At 35.0% G+C, this 17,650-nt stretch carries 14 protein-coding genes; 6 read left to right on the top strand and 8 right to left on the bottom strand.

Features of this window, described 5'->3' with window-relative positions; translation table 11 throughout:
* Positions 1–38: 38 nt before the first annotated feature.
* The 4 genes from DK846_RS03975 to clpB all read right to left on the bottom strand — a co-directional run bounded on the left by DK846_RS03975 (position 39) and on the right by clpB (position 7,462).
* Positions 39–422: a tetratricopeptide repeat protein gene (locus DK846_RS03975; protein WP_109967592.1), complete on the bottom strand. Its 384-nt coding sequence runs from the start codon at positions 420–422 to the stop codon at positions 39–41.
* A 176-nt stretch (positions 423–598) separates the two neighbouring features.
* Positions 599–4,132: a PAS domain S-box protein gene (locus DK846_RS03970; RefSeq protein WP_109967591.1), complete on the bottom strand. Its 3,534-nt coding sequence runs from the start codon at positions 4,130–4,132 to the stop codon at positions 599–601.
* A 172-nt stretch (positions 4,133–4,304) separates the two neighbouring features.
* A complete protein-coding gene (locus DK846_RS17990; RefSeq protein WP_281269815.1) occupies positions 4,305–4,523 on the bottom strand; it encodes a histone family protein in 219 nt (72 codons plus the stop codon).
* A gap of 347 nt (positions 4,524–4,870) precedes the next feature.
* Positions 4,871–7,462: an ATP-dependent chaperone ClpB gene (gene clpB / locus DK846_RS03960; RefSeq protein WP_109967589.1), complete on the bottom strand. Its 2,592-nt coding sequence runs from the start codon at positions 7,460–7,462 to the stop codon at positions 4,871–4,873.
* Positions 7,463–7,631: 169 nt separating this feature from the next.
* Here clpB and DK846_RS03955 point away from each other — a divergent pair, with 169 nt between their 5' ends.
* The 5 genes from DK846_RS03955 (at position 7,632) to DK846_RS03930 (ending at position 11,707) form a co-directional block, all read left to right on the top strand.
* Positions 7,632–8,087: an IPT/TIG domain-containing protein gene (locus DK846_RS03955; RefSeq protein ID WP_181391609.1), complete on the top strand. Its 456-nt coding sequence runs from the start codon at positions 7,632–7,634 to the stop codon at positions 8,085–8,087.
* Between the two features lie 478 nt (positions 8,088–8,565).
* Positions 8,566–9,066: a hypothetical protein gene (locus DK846_RS03945; RefSeq protein WP_109967586.1), complete on the top strand. Its 501-nt coding sequence runs from the start codon at positions 8,566–8,568 to the stop codon at positions 9,064–9,066.
* Positions 9,067–9,331: 265 nt separating this feature from the next.
* A complete protein-coding gene (locus DK846_RS03940) occupies positions 9,332–9,982 on the top strand; it encodes a YczE/YyaS/YitT family protein (protein WP_109967585.1) in 651 nt (216 codons plus the stop codon).
* 199 nt (positions 9,983–10,181) lie between these two features.
* Positions 10,182–10,994: a hypothetical protein gene (locus DK846_RS03935; RefSeq protein ID WP_109967584.1), complete on the top strand. Its 813-nt coding sequence runs from the start codon at positions 10,182–10,184 to the stop codon at positions 10,992–10,994.
* A gap of 50 nt (positions 10,995–11,044) precedes the next feature.
* Entirely contained in the window at positions 11,045–11,707 is a 663-nt protein-coding gene (locus tag DK846_RS03930) for a cysteine hydrolase family protein (protein ID WP_181391608.1), read from the top strand.
* A 43-nt stretch (positions 11,708–11,750) separates the two neighbouring features.
* Here DK846_RS03930 and DK846_RS03925 read toward each other — a convergent pair whose 3' ends face one another.
* On the bottom strand, positions 11,751–12,377 hold the full coding sequence (locus DK846_RS03925; protein WP_109967582.1) for a YIP1 family protein: 627 nt from the start codon (positions 12,375–12,377) through the stop codon (positions 11,751–11,753).
* 173 nt (positions 12,378–12,550) lie between these two features.
* Positions 12,551–12,964, bottom strand: a complete 414-nt coding sequence (locus DK846_RS03920; protein ID WP_181391607.1) for a hypothetical protein — start codon at positions 12,962–12,964, stop codon at positions 12,551–12,553.
* Between the two features lie 365 nt (positions 12,965–13,329).
* On the opposite strand from DK846_RS03920, the gene DK846_RS03915 reads away from it, so the two are divergent.
* Positions 13,330–14,016, top strand: coding sequence for a DUF4013 domain-containing protein (locus tag DK846_RS03915; protein WP_109967580.1), 687 nt, complete (start codon positions 13,330–13,332; stop codon positions 14,014–14,016).
* Positions 14,017–14,025: 9 nt separating this feature from the next.
* Here the strand turns inward: DK846_RS03915 and DK846_RS03910 are convergent, their stop codons facing one another.
* Together DK846_RS03910 and DK846_RS03905 are read right to left on the bottom strand one after the other, a co-directional pair.
* Positions 14,026–16,761: a PAS domain S-box protein gene (locus DK846_RS03910; RefSeq protein WP_181391606.1), complete on the bottom strand. Its 2,736-nt coding sequence runs from the start codon at positions 16,759–16,761 to the stop codon at positions 14,026–14,028.
* Between the two features lie 399 nt (positions 16,762–17,160).
* Complete coding sequence (locus tag DK846_RS03905; RefSeq protein ID WP_146201111.1) at positions 17,161–17,589, bottom strand: hypothetical protein; 429 nt, start codon at positions 17,587–17,589, stop codon at positions 17,161–17,163.
* Positions 17,590–17,650 lie beyond the last annotated feature (61 nt).

The raw sequence follows: 17,650 nt of genomic DNA, 5'->3' as shown, positions 1-17,650 counted from the left end.
CTTTATAAAAGGGACAGATAACAGAAAGAAAAAAATGTTTATACTATATATCCAAGCAAACGTGCTTTGTTGTTGGCATCAAGTGCATCATCTTTGTTGCCCTGTTGCTCATTAATTATTCCCTGATAATACCAAGCCGATGCATTTTTTGGATTTAATTCTGTTGTTTTCTTAAAGGCTGCCAGTGATTCTGAAAAACGTTTTGCCTTGTATAGATCAAGTGCTTTTTGATATTGTGCGTCTATATTCGTAGAATTGAGTTTCAATGCAAGGTCATAATTATCTATGGCCTGGGTATATCGTTGTTGGTTTTCAAAGGTGAGAGCTTTTGACATATAATCCTCAAAAGTTTCAGCTGTAACTCCGCCAATTACAACTGCCATGAATAGGAGTAATGAACCAATGATCAATTCTTTTTTCATATTATCTATTACATACCTGTTTTAATCAGATATGGGTCTTCCTGTTACAGTGAACCTGAATATTATATGATTTATTAATTTATATGTGGTTTAAAAGAAGATTCTTGAAAGATTATAATGATTTCAGAATCTATACGTGATATACTTAAAATCGGGAAAAAAATTGCACATTTTTTTTATATCTCTCCGGTCTCCCGGTATTTCCCAGACGGCACAGTTATTTCAAACCGGGCTCCTACGCCCCATTCTCCATTCTCTTTTATTGAGATTGAAGTAAAAATTAGGATCTCCCTTACAAGAAATAATCCAAAACCCGTGTTTTGACCAAATCCTCGCTCAAATATCTCTTCCTTCTCCTCCTGAACGATCCCGATTCCATCATCTTCCCATATTATCTTGAGATAATTATCATATTTTATTGTTGAAACACGGATTCGAGTAACCTTTTTTCCATGTCTGATTGAATTATCCAAAAGATTTGAAAAGACAGCACTTAACATTGGATTGGCAAAGACAGAGATGTCTGCAATCTTTTTCTCAAAGATAATTGTTTTTGGAACTACCATGGGTATTGCATTATTAAGAGAAATCCATAGTGGGTCATGAGATCCAAGTTCCTGATATATCCGTGTGAATTCAATCTGATCCTGTATACCCTCGAAGGATTGTTGGACTTTCTCTAGATTGTTTATTAATCCCGGGTCGGTATATGTGGTCAGTACATTGTCAAGATATATTTGGCCAATTGAGACGTTATTTAGAATATCATGCCTGGTGATATTTGTCAGAAGATTTAGTTGTCTGTTTGCCCTCAGTGTTCTCTCTTCTGTCTCTTTTCGGTCAGTGATATCCTGATTGACACCTTGAACCTTGATGGTTTTCCCTGATTGATCTATTGTGATGGCAATTCTGACATGAACTGTTCGAATAATGCCATCTCTTCTGATAATCCTATGTTCAAAGGTGGAAATGTACGCTGGATCGAAAGCGTTTATGGCATTTGTAACTTCTTTTATTACTTGATTGATATCATCCGGATATACAAATTTATGTAAATATTGCTCTATTGTCATCTGATATCCCCCTTCAATTTCTGAAGTTGTATTATATAATTCGTAAAAGCGTCCATTAAAGATGAATAAACGAGTAGCAATATCATATTCCCATGCTGCTAGATGGGACATACTCATGGCATCGCTTAGTAGGTTTTTGCTTACTACCAGTTCCTGTTCTATTCGGGCTCTTTCAATTTCTGCAGCTGCTTTTACTGCAATAATATCTACAATCTCGCGTAATGTTTCAGAAATCGTTATCGGATTTCTAAAAAGAATACACAGAATCCCAAAGGGATTACCAGATGAGTTAACAAGCGGTGTACCAACATATCCACGGATTTTTAATGTTTGGAGATCTATGTCATCTGGAAACAACGACGCAACATTATCTTGATAGATTTTAAATCCATTTTTTGTGACACTTTCACAAGGAGATCCTTTAAAACAATATTTAAAATCTGAAATAATATTGCCATCCAGGTTCATTGCTAGGACATTTACAAGGTCATTTTTATATTGAATTTCTCCGATTAAAACACAATCAGCATTCAACCATGATCTGATAGTATCTGTAATAAAATGAAGGGAATTAATACCACATGTCCCGACCATACTTCTTACTAGTGCTTCAAATGCTAATTTCTCAGCTTTACGTTCTGTTATATCATCAAAAAAAGCACAAATACAATCTGGAGATTTAGAAGGGCGATACGCATTACAATGATACCACTTGTTAGTAGGTTTATGAAACATTTCAAATATCTGATGAGTTCCGGTGGTGGCAACTAAACCAAACATATCTATCCAGCTCTGTTCAGTTTCCGGCCACACTTCGAAAACACATTTGCCTTGAACTTCCAATTGGTTTAGTTTGGTTCTCTCTGCAAAGGTATCATTGAAATACCCGAATTTGTAACTGACATACTTACCGGTTTCGTCAAAAACGGATTCATAAATAACGAAAGCGGAACTCATATTTCTGATTATCAGTTCCATCTCTTTCGAGGTTTTTTGGAGGACATCCTCCGCCAGTTTTTTTGCCGTGATGTCACGTATAGATATTAGAATAGAGGGAGAATTTTGAAAGAGAATTTTTTTCCCAATGCTTTCGAGCCATCGGGTTTTTCCTTTTAATGTTATAATTTTGTATTGTGCAATATAGCCATCAGTACCATTTGCAACGGTTTCAAAATCCTTAATAACATCATCGACTGATTCGGGGGCAACAAATTCGATTACATTTTTATTTTCTATTATTTCATCCGGATGGTCAGCGCCAACCATATCGGCTGCTGATGTAGAGGCAAATCTGATATTCCCAACTGGGTCAAGAATAAATGTTCCATCAAGTGAATATTCTACTAAGGTCCTGAACTTATTTTCACTTTCCCTAAGTTGTAATTCAGATCGCTTTGCACGAGTAATATCACGTATTGCAACCTGAACACCGGATATATTATTATATACATATGTTGGGACAATGCTCATACTGACAAATCCCGCCTCCGCATTTTTCTTAAAAATCTCAAATTCGAGGTTTTCTATGGGATCACCATACGTTGCATTCCTGACACAGGATAAAAATTCCCGGTGATTTTCTGAGAATAGCCGTTCCGAAAATTTTTCTTTTAATGTTATGAGTTCATCCGGGTCGTATCCTGTGATCAATGTAGAAGAAGGGGATGCATATGAGACACATAAATTGGTATCAAGAAGAATAATTAAATCAGAAGATCGTTCAGCCATATTTCTGAATCGTTCTTCACTTTTTGCCAGCTCAATTTCACGGCATTTTAATATTTGATAATTATTTCTGAGTATTTCTTCACTATTCGCTAGATCTTTATACGCAGATGCAAGATCATCAGCCATTTTTCGAATTTCATATTCAGCAGTTTTAAGATTTTGAATTGAATGAGTTGTTGTGATAATTCCATCAATACCAGAAACATCTAAAAGATTAGATCCAACGGACTCTACATACAGATAGGTGCCATCAGATTTTTGTATCCGGTATTCATGTAGTGTTTGATTGGTTGTAGTCCTCAATATTTCCTGGAATTCTGAATAAATTCGGATTTTATCTTCGGGGTGAATGTAATCAAAAAAATTATGCCCAATGAAATAACCTTCTGGAAAACCCAGAATTTGAGATGAGGATGGCGAATCAAAAATTATAAGGCCATCTTTATCATGAATCCGGATTATATCTGAAGAATTCTGAATTAATAATTCAAATTTAAGTTCATTTTTCCTTATGAGATCTGTGTCTCTTCTTCTTTGTACAGCGGTTCTTATCTTATGGGTAAGTTCTGTAAACTGGGGTGTGGGTTTCCCACCTTTTTGAAGGTAAAAATCAGCCCCGTTTTCGATAGCTTCAATTACTACATCTTCTCTTCCCCTTCCAGTAAAAAGAACAAATGGAATGTCCGATTTTTTCCTGATGATCTTTAATAATTCTATACCATTCATTCCTGGCATCTGATAATCTGACACTACTGCGTCAAATTGTTGATTCTCTAATATTGAGAGAGCTTCAGAGCCCGATGATGCAATTTCCACTAGTATCTTGTATCTTTTCAGATACTCAACAGTAGCTACCTGTAATAATGGTTCATCATCAACATACAGGATTGAAAGGGTTGACTCTGACATTTTTTTGGTACATGTTATTCAGCAGGTTATGTTTTAATAAGTGGGATAGTATCCTTCCATGAGATGAGGATTTCGTGCCTGACCTTGATGATAAGATTAAGAAATAGAAAAGTGCCTGGAAGAACTTGTTATTTTTTAGGAATCAATAATAGGCAGTCAACAAAAAAAGGTGTTAGATAATTTGAGATGCGTTCTCAACATCTTCACCTTTGAGGGTCTTTCTGCCAGCTTCTGAAGCAAAATTTGTTGCTTCTCTAACGAGTTTGCCAATATATTCCTCTGCAAGTAACAATATTGAGGCAGCCCCATCGGCCCCTACTCTCTCAGCTCCACTTGCTTTTGCAATCCTCATTATTGCCGCAGTTGGCAAATCTGTTTTCTTAGCCGCAATTTTTGACTTTACCGTGGTTGACTTTTTAGATTTTACAGCCTGTTTTACAGAAGTTTTAGCTGTTGCTTTCTTAGATGTGGCTTTTTTTGCCATTCATTCCCCCAATATCATGACGCACTGTATGTACAATGAGAAATTGTCTAACTGATAAAAGTTCAGACCAAATCCCCCCATCAGATATCATCATGAATATTTTATAGTATGAATAAATAGTTTAAAAATATTTTGGTATTTTGGAAGATATGTAGTGATGTTGCCATATCTTCTCAAAAAAAACCTGATCTAAACCTATAATTCATTAATGTAATACGATTATTCATATCGTGGAATTATAATAAAAATGGGTTTCATTGGTTTATAAAGGTCAATATGCCATTCTCTTCATTGACAATAATCTCTTTATCCTTTGATACTTTTCCTTCCAGGATCATTTTAGAAAGTTCATTGAGAAGATTTTTTTGAATAACTCGTTTTATAGGTCTTGCTCCAAACTGTGGATCAAAACCACGTTCTGCAATATATCTAACCGCTTGATCAGTTGCAATAAACCTGACATCATTTTTTTCTAACATTTTTTGGATATGGCCTATCTGCAACTTTACAACAGTTTCAATTTCATTTTTAGTAAGAGGCTTGAACATGATTACTTCGTCAATACGATTTAGAAATTCAGGACGTATGGTCTTTTTTAGGAGATCCATTACTTGTATTTGGGTCCGGTTAAAAATCTCTTCTCGGTTAGCGTCAGTTATATGTTCCAGATTCTCCTGAATAATTGGAGACCCAATGTTGGAGGTCATTATTATTATGGTATTTTTGAAATCTACAGTTCGCCCTTTATTATCCGTGAGACGGCCATCATCTAGAACCTGAAGAAGAATATTGAATACATCCGGATGAGCCTTTTCGATCTCGTCTAATAAAACAACAGAATATGGCTTCCTTCGGACAGCTTCAGTAAGTTGTCCGCTCTCTTCATATCCGACATATCCCGGTGGAGCTCCTACAAGCCGGGAGACAGTATGTCGCTCCTGATATTCGGACATGTCTATCCGAACCATACTGTTTTCATTATTAAACAAAAATTCTGCAAGAGCCTTGGCAAGTTCCGTCTTTCCTACACCGGTAGTTCCAAGAAAAATAAAGGAGCCGATGGGACGTTTCGTATCCTGAAGGCCTGCTCTACTTCTCCGAATAGCATCCGACACAGCTTCAATAGCTTCATCCTGGCCAACGACTCGTTTGTGTAATTCAGATTCAAGAGTGAGAAGTTTCTGTTTTTCACTTTGTAACATCCTGCTTACAGGAATCCCGGTCCATCGGGAAACAACTTCGGCTATCTCCTCTGCATCTACTTCTTCATTCACCATTGCGGAATCTTTTTGCAAATCAGTGAGTTTCGTCTTTAATGATTCAATATTCTTTTCAATCGCAGGAATAAGGCCATATCTTATTTCAGCAACCTTTCCAAGGTCGCCTTTACGGTTTGAATTCTCTGCCTCGTATTTTAAAGTCTCAATTTCGTTCTTCTGCTGTTGAATCTGTTCTACAATTTCCTTTTCTGATTGCCACTTAACCTTCAGCTGGTTTCTCTCTTCTGATAAATTTCCGATCTCCTCATTTAGAGAATTTAGTTTATCCAGGTCTTTTTCTCGTTTGATTGCTTCTCGCTCTATTTCTAATTGGCGAATTCTTCGCTCAATTATTTCTAGTTCTTCCGGAACCGAGTTTATCTCAAGACGAAGCTTGGATGCTGCTTCATCTATCAGATCTATTGCTTTATCAGGAAGGAATCGATCAGATATATATCGTTGTGAGAGCTCCACGGCAGCGATGATTGCTTCATCCTTGATTCGAACATGATGATGAGTCTCATATTTCTCTTTTATTCCCCGAAGTATGGAGATTGCATCCGGAATATCAGGTTCGTCTACCATTACTGGCTGAAATCTCCGCTCAAGCGCTTTATCTTTTTCAAAATATCGTTGATATTCTTTCAGGGTTGTAGCCCCGATGACATGGAGTTCTCCTCTGGACAAAGCTGGTTTTAGAATATTTGCTGCATCCATAGCCCCTTCGCTTGCGCCTGCTCCGACGAGAGTATGAATTTCATCGATAAACAAGACTATCTCACCTTCAGCAGATATCACCTCCTTGATAACACTCTTGAGTCTCTCTTCAAATTCTCCCTTATATTTTGCCCCGGCAATGAGGGCTCCCATATCAAGTGAGAAAATTTGTTTGGTTTTTAGATTATCTGGTACATCACCATCGATGATCCGGTGAGCAAGCCCTTCTGCTATAGCCGTCTTTCCAACCCCGGGCTCTCCTATAAGTATTGGGTTATTTTTTGTCCTTCGGGATAAAATCTGGAGCACTCTACGGATCTCTTCATCTCGTCCGATAACAGGATCTAATTTTCCACTACTAACTAAGTCATTCAGATTTTTTGCATACTGATTCAGTGCATTGTATGTTTCTTCAGCAGTCTGACTTTGTACGGTTGATCCTTTCCTGAGGTTTTGTATTGCATTTTTTAGATCCTTTTCAGAAACTCCATTCTCTTTGAGCAATTTAGTTGTAGGATTATTCACTGATAATATTCCTAATAGCAGGTGTTCTATGGAAACGAATTCATCTTTAAATTCCTGGGAAATTGATGATGCTTTCTGCAACGCCCTGTTTGAATCTTGTGAGAGATATTGCTCACCACCACTTACTTTGGGATATGAATCAACGATGCGATCTAATGAACGAGAGAAATTATCTAGATTTACATTCAGTTTCTTCAGCAGATATGGGATAACATTCTCGTCAACAATTAACATTCCCTTCAGAAGATGCGCTGTTTCAATTCCCTGATTTTGTTTTGCAACAGCAATCTCCATAGCTTTCTGGACTGCTTCCTGAGATTTGAGAGTAAAATTGTTGAAGTTCATAAATGAATCAATCCTGATTTTTCAATTCGAAATTATCAATATACTACTTGTATAATTCCTTTTTTCAAATAGTTTGTCCGCGTGTGCACTCACATAGGTGCACCATGAGTACTCAGATTTTTTTCATTAAACTAAATTCATGGAAACCTGCAGAGATCCAGTAAAAGTCATGAGAAACCTATTAGCAAATTACTATACTAAATTAGGGACTTGCATGACTACAAAAGTAATGTATTTTTCTTTGGCCTTAATTTTGTGTCTTATATGTACAGGAGTTTCATCAGCTGTATCTACAACAGATCCATCTCCTAAAACTACGGTTATCTCATCAAACGTAAAAGCCTCAGTAACCTCAATTACTCCGGCAACAGGAAAGTTAGGGGAGACAGTCCCGTTTATTTTAAATGGAACTGAATTATCAAAAAATATCAAGGTCTATCTGGAAAATGGGGATACGAAAAATTCAAAAAGTATTATTGCTAATGCAGTAAATGTGACATCACCCACATCTTTGACTGGTTCATTTAATATTCCACAAACCAGCACACTAGGTGCATGGAATGTTACAGTGAAAGAAGCAGGAGAAATCTTTCCATCCAATGTAACGTTCATGGTAACTAAATAATCTGGAACGGCGTCAGAATTCTCATAACCCTCACATTTTCCGACCTAGTTTTTGAGAAAGATACCGGGTTATAACTTTTTTCGTATCCGGAAATATCTGGAAGTTGTAGAAATATTAAACGGATGAGTTTTGAGTCAAGTGCTATATCAATGAAAAAATTCTCAAATCTGTCTGTATCATTATATTCCATTGAAAAATGAATAAAAATTTTCGGTAAAACCAGTTGATGCAAGGAAGAAAGATTAGAATTGTCTCTCTACTATTTATTATATTCATATTATATTTCAAATTGGATAATTCAAGTATACATCATATGGTATAAAATAACAATATAAGTATTAGATTATTTTTGAATAGTTGTATTTTTCGATGCGATGTTGAACTTCTATGACAAAATTCCGGGTTATCTTATAAACATTTTTGTAAACATGATGCTTGGGCGAGGTAATGTTATCTTTCTGAGTGTTGATCTGAGATCATGAATCGATTTTTGATACTTTTACTTTTATTTTCGATTGCTATACCTGTTCTGGCCGTAGATACATCAAATTGGGTATCTCAGTCTACGGATAATGGATATTCATTCAAAGTTCCACCTACGTGGCAATACAACGAAATTGGAACTTCTGATAATAAGGGAGTCCAATTTACGATAGAAGAGTCTGATACAAGTGCGTCGGTAATATTTGGATATAAAAAAGAACCACAGAATCAGGTATTAGGAGAAACAGAGTTGAGAAATTTTGTTGAAGAAATAGCTACGAGCAAAAACATAACTATTGAACAGACAAAATCGTATCAAAATGGTGGAATTGTTGTAGCCGGAAAAGACGCAAGTGGATTTATAAATACTATAGCAGTTGAAAACACGTCTGGATACCTGAAAATTATTCTCTTCATTTTTTCAAATCAGAAAGCTGTATCTAAATATTCTGATATTATCCATGAGATTAATAATACCCTCGTATATCCTCAATAATTTTCTTCTTTTTTTGAAAAACAGGTGCTCTGATATCGCAAATAAATAGCTGCAAACAACTGAATCATCCTCTTGTACAAATAAATCACATCTTCGACCTTGTATATAATCTAAAATTCGAATGATAGATGTTGTTTACAAGAGATTTAGGTATTGATACAAACATCGAATAATTACTGATATGGATATTTTTATTCAATGTGCAATAATTTAGACCATTATACTTAATCCATATCTTGTCTTAAATAATGAGAGAATTTTAAAAATGTTCAGTATCGGTTTATTAAAACGATATGCCATACTCATTCTGGGTCTCTTTTTTATGGGTTTAGGCATTAGTCTCATAACAAAATCAACACTTGGGACCCCACCCATATCCAGTATACCCTATGTGCTCTGTCTTATATATCCAGTCACTTTCGGTTCTCTTACTTTTATTTTTAGCCTCATATTTCTAATTGGAGAAATATGTCTCTTGGGTACAAAATTTCCTCGCGATCAATATCCACAGATTTTTGTAGGTTTTTTTTTAGGTTTATTCGTTGATTTGGGTATGCTGATTGTTTCATCAATTCAACCCTTTTTATATATCTTCCAAATAATTGTTTTATTAATTGGATGTGTTATTTTGGCTCTTGGTATTTATCTTCAGGTCTCAGCCAATGTTTTAATGAATCCGGGAGAGGGCCTTGTCCAGATAATTGCAGTGAAAACCCGGATAAGATTTGGTATCATAAAGATTATTTTTGATTCTGCGTTAGTGTCTGGAGCAATTATCATATCCCTTGTGAATTTTGGGACATTAAATGGAGTTAGAGAAGGAACAATCATTTCTGCTGTCCTTGTTGGCTATATTATAATCCTTATTGGTGGTTTAATGAAAAAAGTTCATTTTCAAGATTGGTTGTCAAAGTAACCGGAATATGAATCTAAATAGCCCTTTTTTATTTTTCATCTGAAGTCTTTTTTGAATTTCCATCAATGTTTGGTATATTGAAACGTTATTACAATTATCCGGATATAACCAAAATAATTACTACAAAAGAGATCCTCAATATATTAATACTTTAAATGAGACTATCCCATGGGATCTGAAGAATTTTGTAGGTAAAGATATGGAATCCAGATTTATCATATTCGTCGTTCTTATTCTCATTATGTTATCCGTCGGCGTATATGGCAATAATCTTAAAGCGTGGGATGATTGCACCTGGACATCAGCTAACGGAAAATTAATTACCGGAATATCTACATCAGATCCACAGCTTACACTTGCCTATCCGGCACATATTCTTCAGATTGGTACTAATCATTGGAATCAGGGTAACGGAACCCAGATATCGGGAACTATAACGTTGATTCATGAAGATGGTACTTCATACGGTCCTTGGCAAACAAAGGGCCAGCCAGTGTATAATGTATCAAATACTTGGTGGTGGGCCTTTCCTGATGTTCTTGTAAAGCCAGGCAATTATACCATAATTGATTCTGATAAAAGAACCCTCTCTGCCAATAATTATTCTCAGGGAATGGGGTTTTCTTCGATCGATTATGATTATGTAAAGCCAAAGATTGAAGAGAACCCTACAAGATTGAGTATTGAACGTGTAGATGCTCCATTATCTGTTACTTCCTGTGGAAATCCTGAAGATATAAAAATATATTGGGCTGGTGATCCTCAATATCCAATAACTCTGTATATTCTCCCTGGAATACAGGATATTCAAACGTATGACTGGAAGACGATAATATCGAAGTATACTTTTATGAATTTTTCATATCCGCTGATAGCTCCCGATGCATTGTCATGCTGTCAAGTAGATAATGTTACAATTCCTTATGATCTGGTTCTTGTAAATGGTGATGGCAATATGAGTGATCCATTTCCCATTTCATTTACCTGTCCCCGATATTATTTAAAAGATTAAATTTTAAGCACATATGGATGAAATGTATAAAAATATTACATATCGGTGATATGCAAAATGGATTCATCACAAAAAATGGTAATTTATACGTTCGTGATGCTGAAAACCTAATTAATAAAACCAATAATTTTCTAAAATTGGTAAAAAATACAGACTTTGATTACATATTCATTGTATTAGATACTCATTTTGCAGAGGAATATTATTTATCTGAGGAAGGAAAACAGTTTCCAATTCATTGTGTTTTTGGTTCACCTGATTGGAATTTATCTATAGATGTTCCTGATCTGTCACACAAATACTATCTACTAAAAAACCGGTTCGATATGTGGGGGATGAATGATAATCTAGATATCCATATCACGTCTCCCTCAAAAAAAGTAGCTTATGATTCATTGTTTTATCTTATTGATAATCCAATTAATCCACAATTAAAAATTGAACGTGACAAGTTCATATCGACAATATATGCAGATAATACAACTACAAAGATAGATGTAACAATGATAGGTGTTGCATCAGATTTTTGTATCAGGTACGCAATGGAAGGATGGCTTGAGAGAAATGCTCAAGTGACAATTATTTCTGATCTTACTAAAGGCATTGAAAAAGAAATCCATCAGGTTCTTGAGGAAGAGAAATATTGCAGTTTCCGTTCTGACAAACTTCGATCAATTTCATGTAATGAATATCTGAAAGAAATATACGGATAAATTGTGTACAAATACCTTGATGAGAAAATGGAAAATCAGGTAATTAGACTATTCCTGATGTGGCAGTAATGAGTGATGATGTTATAAAAAAAACCAAAATTAATCCCGTAAATAAAAAGATAATTGGGATTATAATTATAAGAGCCGATTTCCAGACCGGAATTTCCTGTATGATATGAAAACCGATAACACATAATATCAGAGTCCAAATCAACCCTAATATGGAGATATATGGTATCCATCCAAGAAGCAAGAATGGAGTTATTGAATACATAAGAACCTGAATTGTTTTTGTTACTCCCTGTTCTCCTCCAAGAAGTATCACAAAAACATGGAGAAAAAACCCTTTGAGAAAAATTCCAAAAAACAGAGTTATAAAAAGTAAATATACAGAAAAAAAACTTAAATTGAGAATAATTGGTTTAAATAATTCGATTTTAGGGAGAAGAAATTGACCGATTATTGGAATTGAGATAAGTTGAATCATCATATTGTAGTAGGCCATCAGTGAAGATATTGCAGTGACAACACCTACAAGAACTGTGTATACGAGAAGAAGAATTACAAAATGCTGGTGAGATTCAGATAATGATGATTTTTTAAGATTTTCAAAGGTTTCAACAGGTGATAATAGCAACCCCCTGATATTAGGAATAAGGTCTTCGAACATACATTTTTATTTTCTTGATAAGTATTTGAAGGTTATAGAAAAATATGAAGAATTTTAGAAAATTCTTCTAAATTAATTGTTTTGTTGCTACTATGATTGTAATATCAACTACCATTGTATTTCTTTTTCTTAATTAGTGAATTCTTACAAGTATGTAGAAAAAAAGATGTTCATCAGATAACTGATCTTACCCATGATCTGACTTCTGTAAGGGGATCAGTCTTCACATGATTCTGATACCAGAGTGTTAGAAGATCGGTGTAAGTCACAATATCAGGACTTCCCATAATCCCAATATCACCGATAAAAATTACTGGATAATATAGATCTGATCGGTTATACTGCTTTTTTGCTTCTTCATATAATGCAAAACTCTCAGTGTTATTGTATAGATCATGATATTCAACCCCTATATCCGGGTGCTTTATGGTAAAATTATCGATAAATTTTACAGATGATACACATGATCCACAATGAGTATTGTAAAAGAACTGTATTGGGAATGGAGATGATGAGAAATTTGTGTCATTGTTTAAGAATTCAACAAGATGAGCACCAGGAATATCGGTTCCATTATTGTAGAACAATACAGCAGAGACTGGATGAATTAATAACAATAGAATCAAGATTAGAACAATTTGTAAAATCTTAATCATATTTGTATAAAATAACTGTAACATATTTTATTCTCTTATCAACACCCAATCTGGTGTTGAAGTACGTATATAGATATATGTAGAGCCTAATAATGATTATAATTTAATAAATTTTTACGTGGCCTCTTAACTATAAAAAATTCACATTTGATTCAAAAAAAATTTTGTACATCATTGATATCTTTTATAAAACGTTTAGAATGAAAATACATTCTAATAATAAATTCATGAAGTTCCAAAATGACCGATCTATATAATAATCGGAGCAGCACATTACAGCATCATATAGTGATATCATGAGAATAAGTGATGCATTAAGTGAATCCTGGGGATTTGCTCAGGAAGCTCTATTTGGAAAATGGGTCCGATGGATTATGCTCGTTATCAGTTCGATTATCTTTCCAATTATGTATGGATATACAGTTCGGGTAATGAGGGGAAATCAGCCAGTATATGAAGAAGAATCTTTTTTTGGTCTCTTTATTGATGGGGTCAAATTATGTATCATAAACATTGTATACATGATTATACCGATGCTGGTACTCTTTGCTACAATTGGTTATGCATTATTTGGAATCATCATCTCAGGAAAGGAAATTACGATTAATTCTGTACTACCAATTCTTGGTGGATTTATAACCGGAATTCTTATTTTTATATTCCTGGCAATAATCTTTGGAATGGTTGGTATCATTGGATCTGTCAGGTTTGCAAGAACCGGATCCATGGGTGAGGCATTCGCGATTGGAGAGATCGTATCTACCATTGGTAGAATCGGGTGGATTCATTATATCGTTTCCCTTTTAGCCCTCATGGTAGTGGTTTTTATACTAATGACAGTTGTAACTATCATAGAACTAATGCTCATCATAATTCCTGTAGTCGGATGGATTGTTGGATGGGTTTTGAGTATGTTCCTGGGACCATTTATCTCACTTATGTCGAGCAGATTTTACTCTCTCCTGTATGATTCAGGAATCTAACTTTTTTTACTATTTATTATTAAATCTGAATTTCCCTTTTGGGACAAGAATTTCAAAACGACATCCGAAACCGGGTTGTCCACTCTCAATTATACTAATATCTGAAATCGATAAGATTTCTCTGGTAAGAAATAATCCATATCCTGTATTTTTTCCAAACCCACGTTCAAATATGATCTCTTTATTTTCTGTTGAGATTCCGATCCCGTTATCTTCAAATATTAACGTGAGTTTTCCATTTTGCTCAACACCAGAAATTGAAATCTCTGAAAGATTTTCTCCATGACGTATAGCATTTTCGATTATGTTGTAACAGACTTTCTCAAATAAAGGATCAGCAAGGATAGAAATACCAAAAACGTTATTTAGGATGATTATTGACCCTACATTGATGTCCTTTATAACCCTATTACATGTTTCACCTACATCCTGCCAAATTGGTACATGTAATCCAAGTTCCTGATACGTTTTTGTGAACGACACGAAATGCTCGATTTCAATCATTGAACGTTTGATCGCTGAAGTAGATTCTATTTGTTCAGATGTAAGATTGGTATCATCAAGAAGGAAGAGATGTGCTTTCGTAATCATTATCTTATTCAGAATATCATGACGAGTAATACTTGAAAGAAGATTTAATTTTTTATTAGCGATAAGCAGGGCTTCTTCATTTAGTTTGTGTGATGTGATATCCCTGATAGATTCAATGGCTCCAATTATCTCACCGACTTTATTGTACAATGGTCCGGCCAGACAAGAGAAAAACTTTCTTTCTCCTGATACATCAATATCGAAACTCGTTTTTAATAGATCTCCGGATTGTTCGATATCTGGATATAAATCCAAACCATACCTTTTTGGAGAGAGAGCTATATCAATAAGAATTGGTTTTTCTGTATTATGAAGTGCTTTAGAATATGCATAATTCTTCTTTCCAATCATCTCATCCCAGTTTTTTCCTGTTAACTTCTCAATTGCCCGGTTCCAGATAATGATCTGTCCTTCTGCATTTATAACAAAGGTTGGATCTGGGAGTAATTGTAGGATTGTATTAATTTGGTTATAGGATTCTTTTAATGCATCCTGCTCTGCAAATGCAATAATGGCTTTTCGTTGATCTGAAATATCTCTTATATGAACCAGACTTAAATTTCTATTTTCATCGGGAATATGCGTAAGACGGATATTCATATACTGCTCTTCGCTGTTATTGGTCCGTGATATAGTCCGATCCAAATAGGATTTCCCACTTTCTGATCCCTGGCGGATCATATCTCCAATCCCGAGTCCAATATCGGCAAATAAATTTCTGATATCTAAACCAATTGCATCCTTTGATGCAATATTAAACATCTCTTCTCCGGCTTTATTCATCTGGACAAGAGTGAAATTATCAAAGAGAAGAATTGCATCTGCTGAAGATTGAAATAACCTGATGTATCGCTCCTCACTACTTTTTAAAGAAACAAATGTAGTCCGCAATTGATTGGCCATTTGCTTGAATGACTGAGAAAGCTCACCAATTTCATCATGTCGATCAAGATCAGTCCAGTCTGTCCAATTTCCTCTGGAAAGTGATCGGGCAGATCGGTTTAATGATAAGATTGGTCTGGTAATCCATCGTGCAAGACCAATACAAAGGAATATAATACATATTACTACGGTAACAATAAGAAGAAATGTCAAATTATTGTTATGATTAATCTTACCCATTATGTCTGATTCAGGAATGGCAACAACAATGAGCCAATCCAATCCATATTGATCCTGGTATGGCGTAACCTGAATCCACTCACGAGTATTGTTGATATCGAGTTTAAATTGCTCTTGTACAGTGATATTACCATTTAAGTGGGCTTGGTTTATCAGATATCGGGTTGTTGCTTGTATTATTAAATCAGATGAATTTAGAGCTGATAGGCGGATTAAGGTCCCATTTTCATTAGAATATGTATTATTTGACTCTGATGAAGCGATAAGAAGTCCGGATTTTTCTAATATAAATGCCTCTCCATTTTGGGAAATTTCCAGATTTTGTAAAAAATCAGATATACCTATAAGTGTTAATGAGGTGTCCAATACTCCGATAATACGATTATCAATTGAGTGTACCGGAATAACTGCATCCTGGCTTACTACTCCCTCAACCCACATATATATCGGAGTCCAGGAAGGTTTATCAGAAGTTATGGCTGTTTTATACCAAGGTCGTGTCCTGGGATCATATGGTAATGGTTTTACTGTCTGTCTGATTATTCTGCCTTCATTGTCAGTCAGGTATTCTTCGAATGAATAATTTGTACTTGCTCTTGAGAACCCTAGATATCGGTCAGTTCCATTTGTGATACCTTCAGATCCTATAGTAGATATAATTGTGTAATTTCCATCCTCCTCATTTGCGTAACATATTGATTCTACAGTAGGAAATCGATATGATAGGGCTCTGAAATATTTTTCAAGGGCAGAATTATCATGGATATCTACTCCTCCAAATTTGATACTATCAAGACAAAGTTTATTGACAAGTTGTGGAGTTTCAAGATATACATCTAGGTGCTGGACAATCCTATCCGATATTTCATTCTCTAATTGTCCGGCGAGATCTGAAACAATATACTGGCTATTGAGAAATGAAAAAACCCAGATAATCCCCATGGCACAAACAAGTAGTACCACCAGCGAAATCGTCAGTACTGTGCGTAATCTGAATTTTCCTATCAATCGCTTAATGGTTTTAAGAAACATTGTAGAACTCAGGGATTGTCCGACCGTTGATGTCGATGCCATCATGGGTCTTTAATACCTACATTATAGGTCTATTCAAATGAGTCTATCGTATACATTTACACATTCATAGATCTCTCTATTCTTTTTTTATATGGAATTAGGAATATTGTATAGAATCAGGTAATGTTTTATCAAATCCTATGGATGAGATATTTTCTCCCAGAGAATAATGTGATGGTATAAAAATAAAGAAACAGGGTAATATGATTACGGGTTTTCACATTATTGCAGTTGTTCTAAAAAAGAATAATCCATGAAAAGAAAAAACTATAATATTATACATTGGTACGCCTGTTGTTAGTTAACGGAATACTAAATCTGTATCACCACTTTGAATATTATACCCCCAAAAAAATACTACGTCTTCCCTTTACCAGTAATCCTTTTCGGCTGATCGGTTTTTTCATGTTCGCGCTGTTCAATAGCATCAAATCCTCTTATCATAAATCCAATTTTTGCGGCTTCTCGTTCAAGTTCTTCATCTTGTTTTATTAAAATTTCGATGGTTTTATTGAGTTTATCAATTACTTCGGGAGCTGTTTTTGTTTTGTTACCTTTTAAAATATCAAAGACATCGTCCAAATATATGCCAGAAACTTTAGAAATTGATACCGGTGAAAATTCTCGTAATCGAGATAGAAGATCAGGAGGGATAGGCACACTCCATGCAATGTGTTCAATTTTTCTTTTCGTATCCTTACTTCCAAAAAGATAGAGCATCCCTAGCCCGACCATTAAAACATGACTTGTTGTATAAAACCAAGATATGGTAATCATGCCGCTCATACCCATTTCTGTATGGGAACCAGATAGTATTTTCGCACCATATCAATGAAATTGCCTATAT

The organism is Methanospirillum lacunae (assembly GCF_003173355.1).
Taxonomy (GTDB): domain Archaea; phylum Halobacteriota; class Methanomicrobia; order Methanomicrobiales; family Methanospirillaceae; genus Methanospirillum; species Methanospirillum lacunae.
Note: the sequence above shows the minus strand (reverse complement) of the source record. Positions and strands in the feature narration are given on the sequence as shown.

Bases quoted from the DNA above. Each gene is read 5' to 3' on its own strand.
- DK846_RS03975 (WP_109967592.1), bottom strand. From the start codon at position 422: ATGAAAAAAGAATTGATCATTGGTTCATTACTCCTATTCATGGCAGTT.
- DK846_RS03970 (WP_109967591.1), bottom strand. From the start codon at position 4,132: ATGTCAGAGTCAACCCTTTCAATCCTGTATGTTGATGATGAACCATTA.
- clpB (WP_109967589.1), bottom strand. From the start codon at position 7,462: ATGAACTTCAACAATTTTACTCTCAAATCTCAGGAAGCAGTCCAGAAA.
- DK846_RS03955 (WP_181391609.1), top strand. From the start codon at position 7,632: ATGAGAAACCTATTAGCAAATTACTATACTAAATTAGGGACTTGCATG.
- DK846_RS03945 (WP_109967586.1), top strand. From the start codon at position 8,566: ATGAATCGATTTTTGATACTTTTACTTTTATTTTCGATTGCTATACCT.
- DK846_RS03940 (WP_109967585.1), top strand. From the start codon at position 9,332: ATGTTCAGTATCGGTTTATTAAAACGATATGCCATACTCATTCTGGGT.
- DK846_RS03935 (WP_109967584.1), top strand. From the start codon at position 10,182: ATGGAATCCAGATTTATCATATTCGTCGTTCTTATTCTCATTATGTTA.
- DK846_RS03930 (WP_181391608.1), top strand. From the start codon at position 11,045: ATGCAAAATGGATTCATCACAAAAAATGGTAATTTATACGTTCGTGAT.
- DK846_RS03925 (WP_109967582.1), bottom strand. From the start codon at position 12,377: ATGTTCGAAGACCTTATTCCTAATATCAGGGGGTTGCTATTATCACCT.
- DK846_RS03915 (WP_109967580.1), top strand. From the start codon at position 13,330: ATGAGAATAAGTGATGCATTAAGTGAATCCTGGGGATTTGCTCAGGAA.
- DK846_RS03910 (WP_181391606.1), bottom strand. From the start codon at position 16,761: ATGTTTCTTAAAACCATTAAGCGATTGATAGGAAAATTCAGATTACGC.
- DK846_RS03905 (WP_146201111.1), bottom strand. From the start codon at position 17,589: ATGAGCGGCATGATTACCATATCTTGGTTTTATACAACAAGTCATGTT.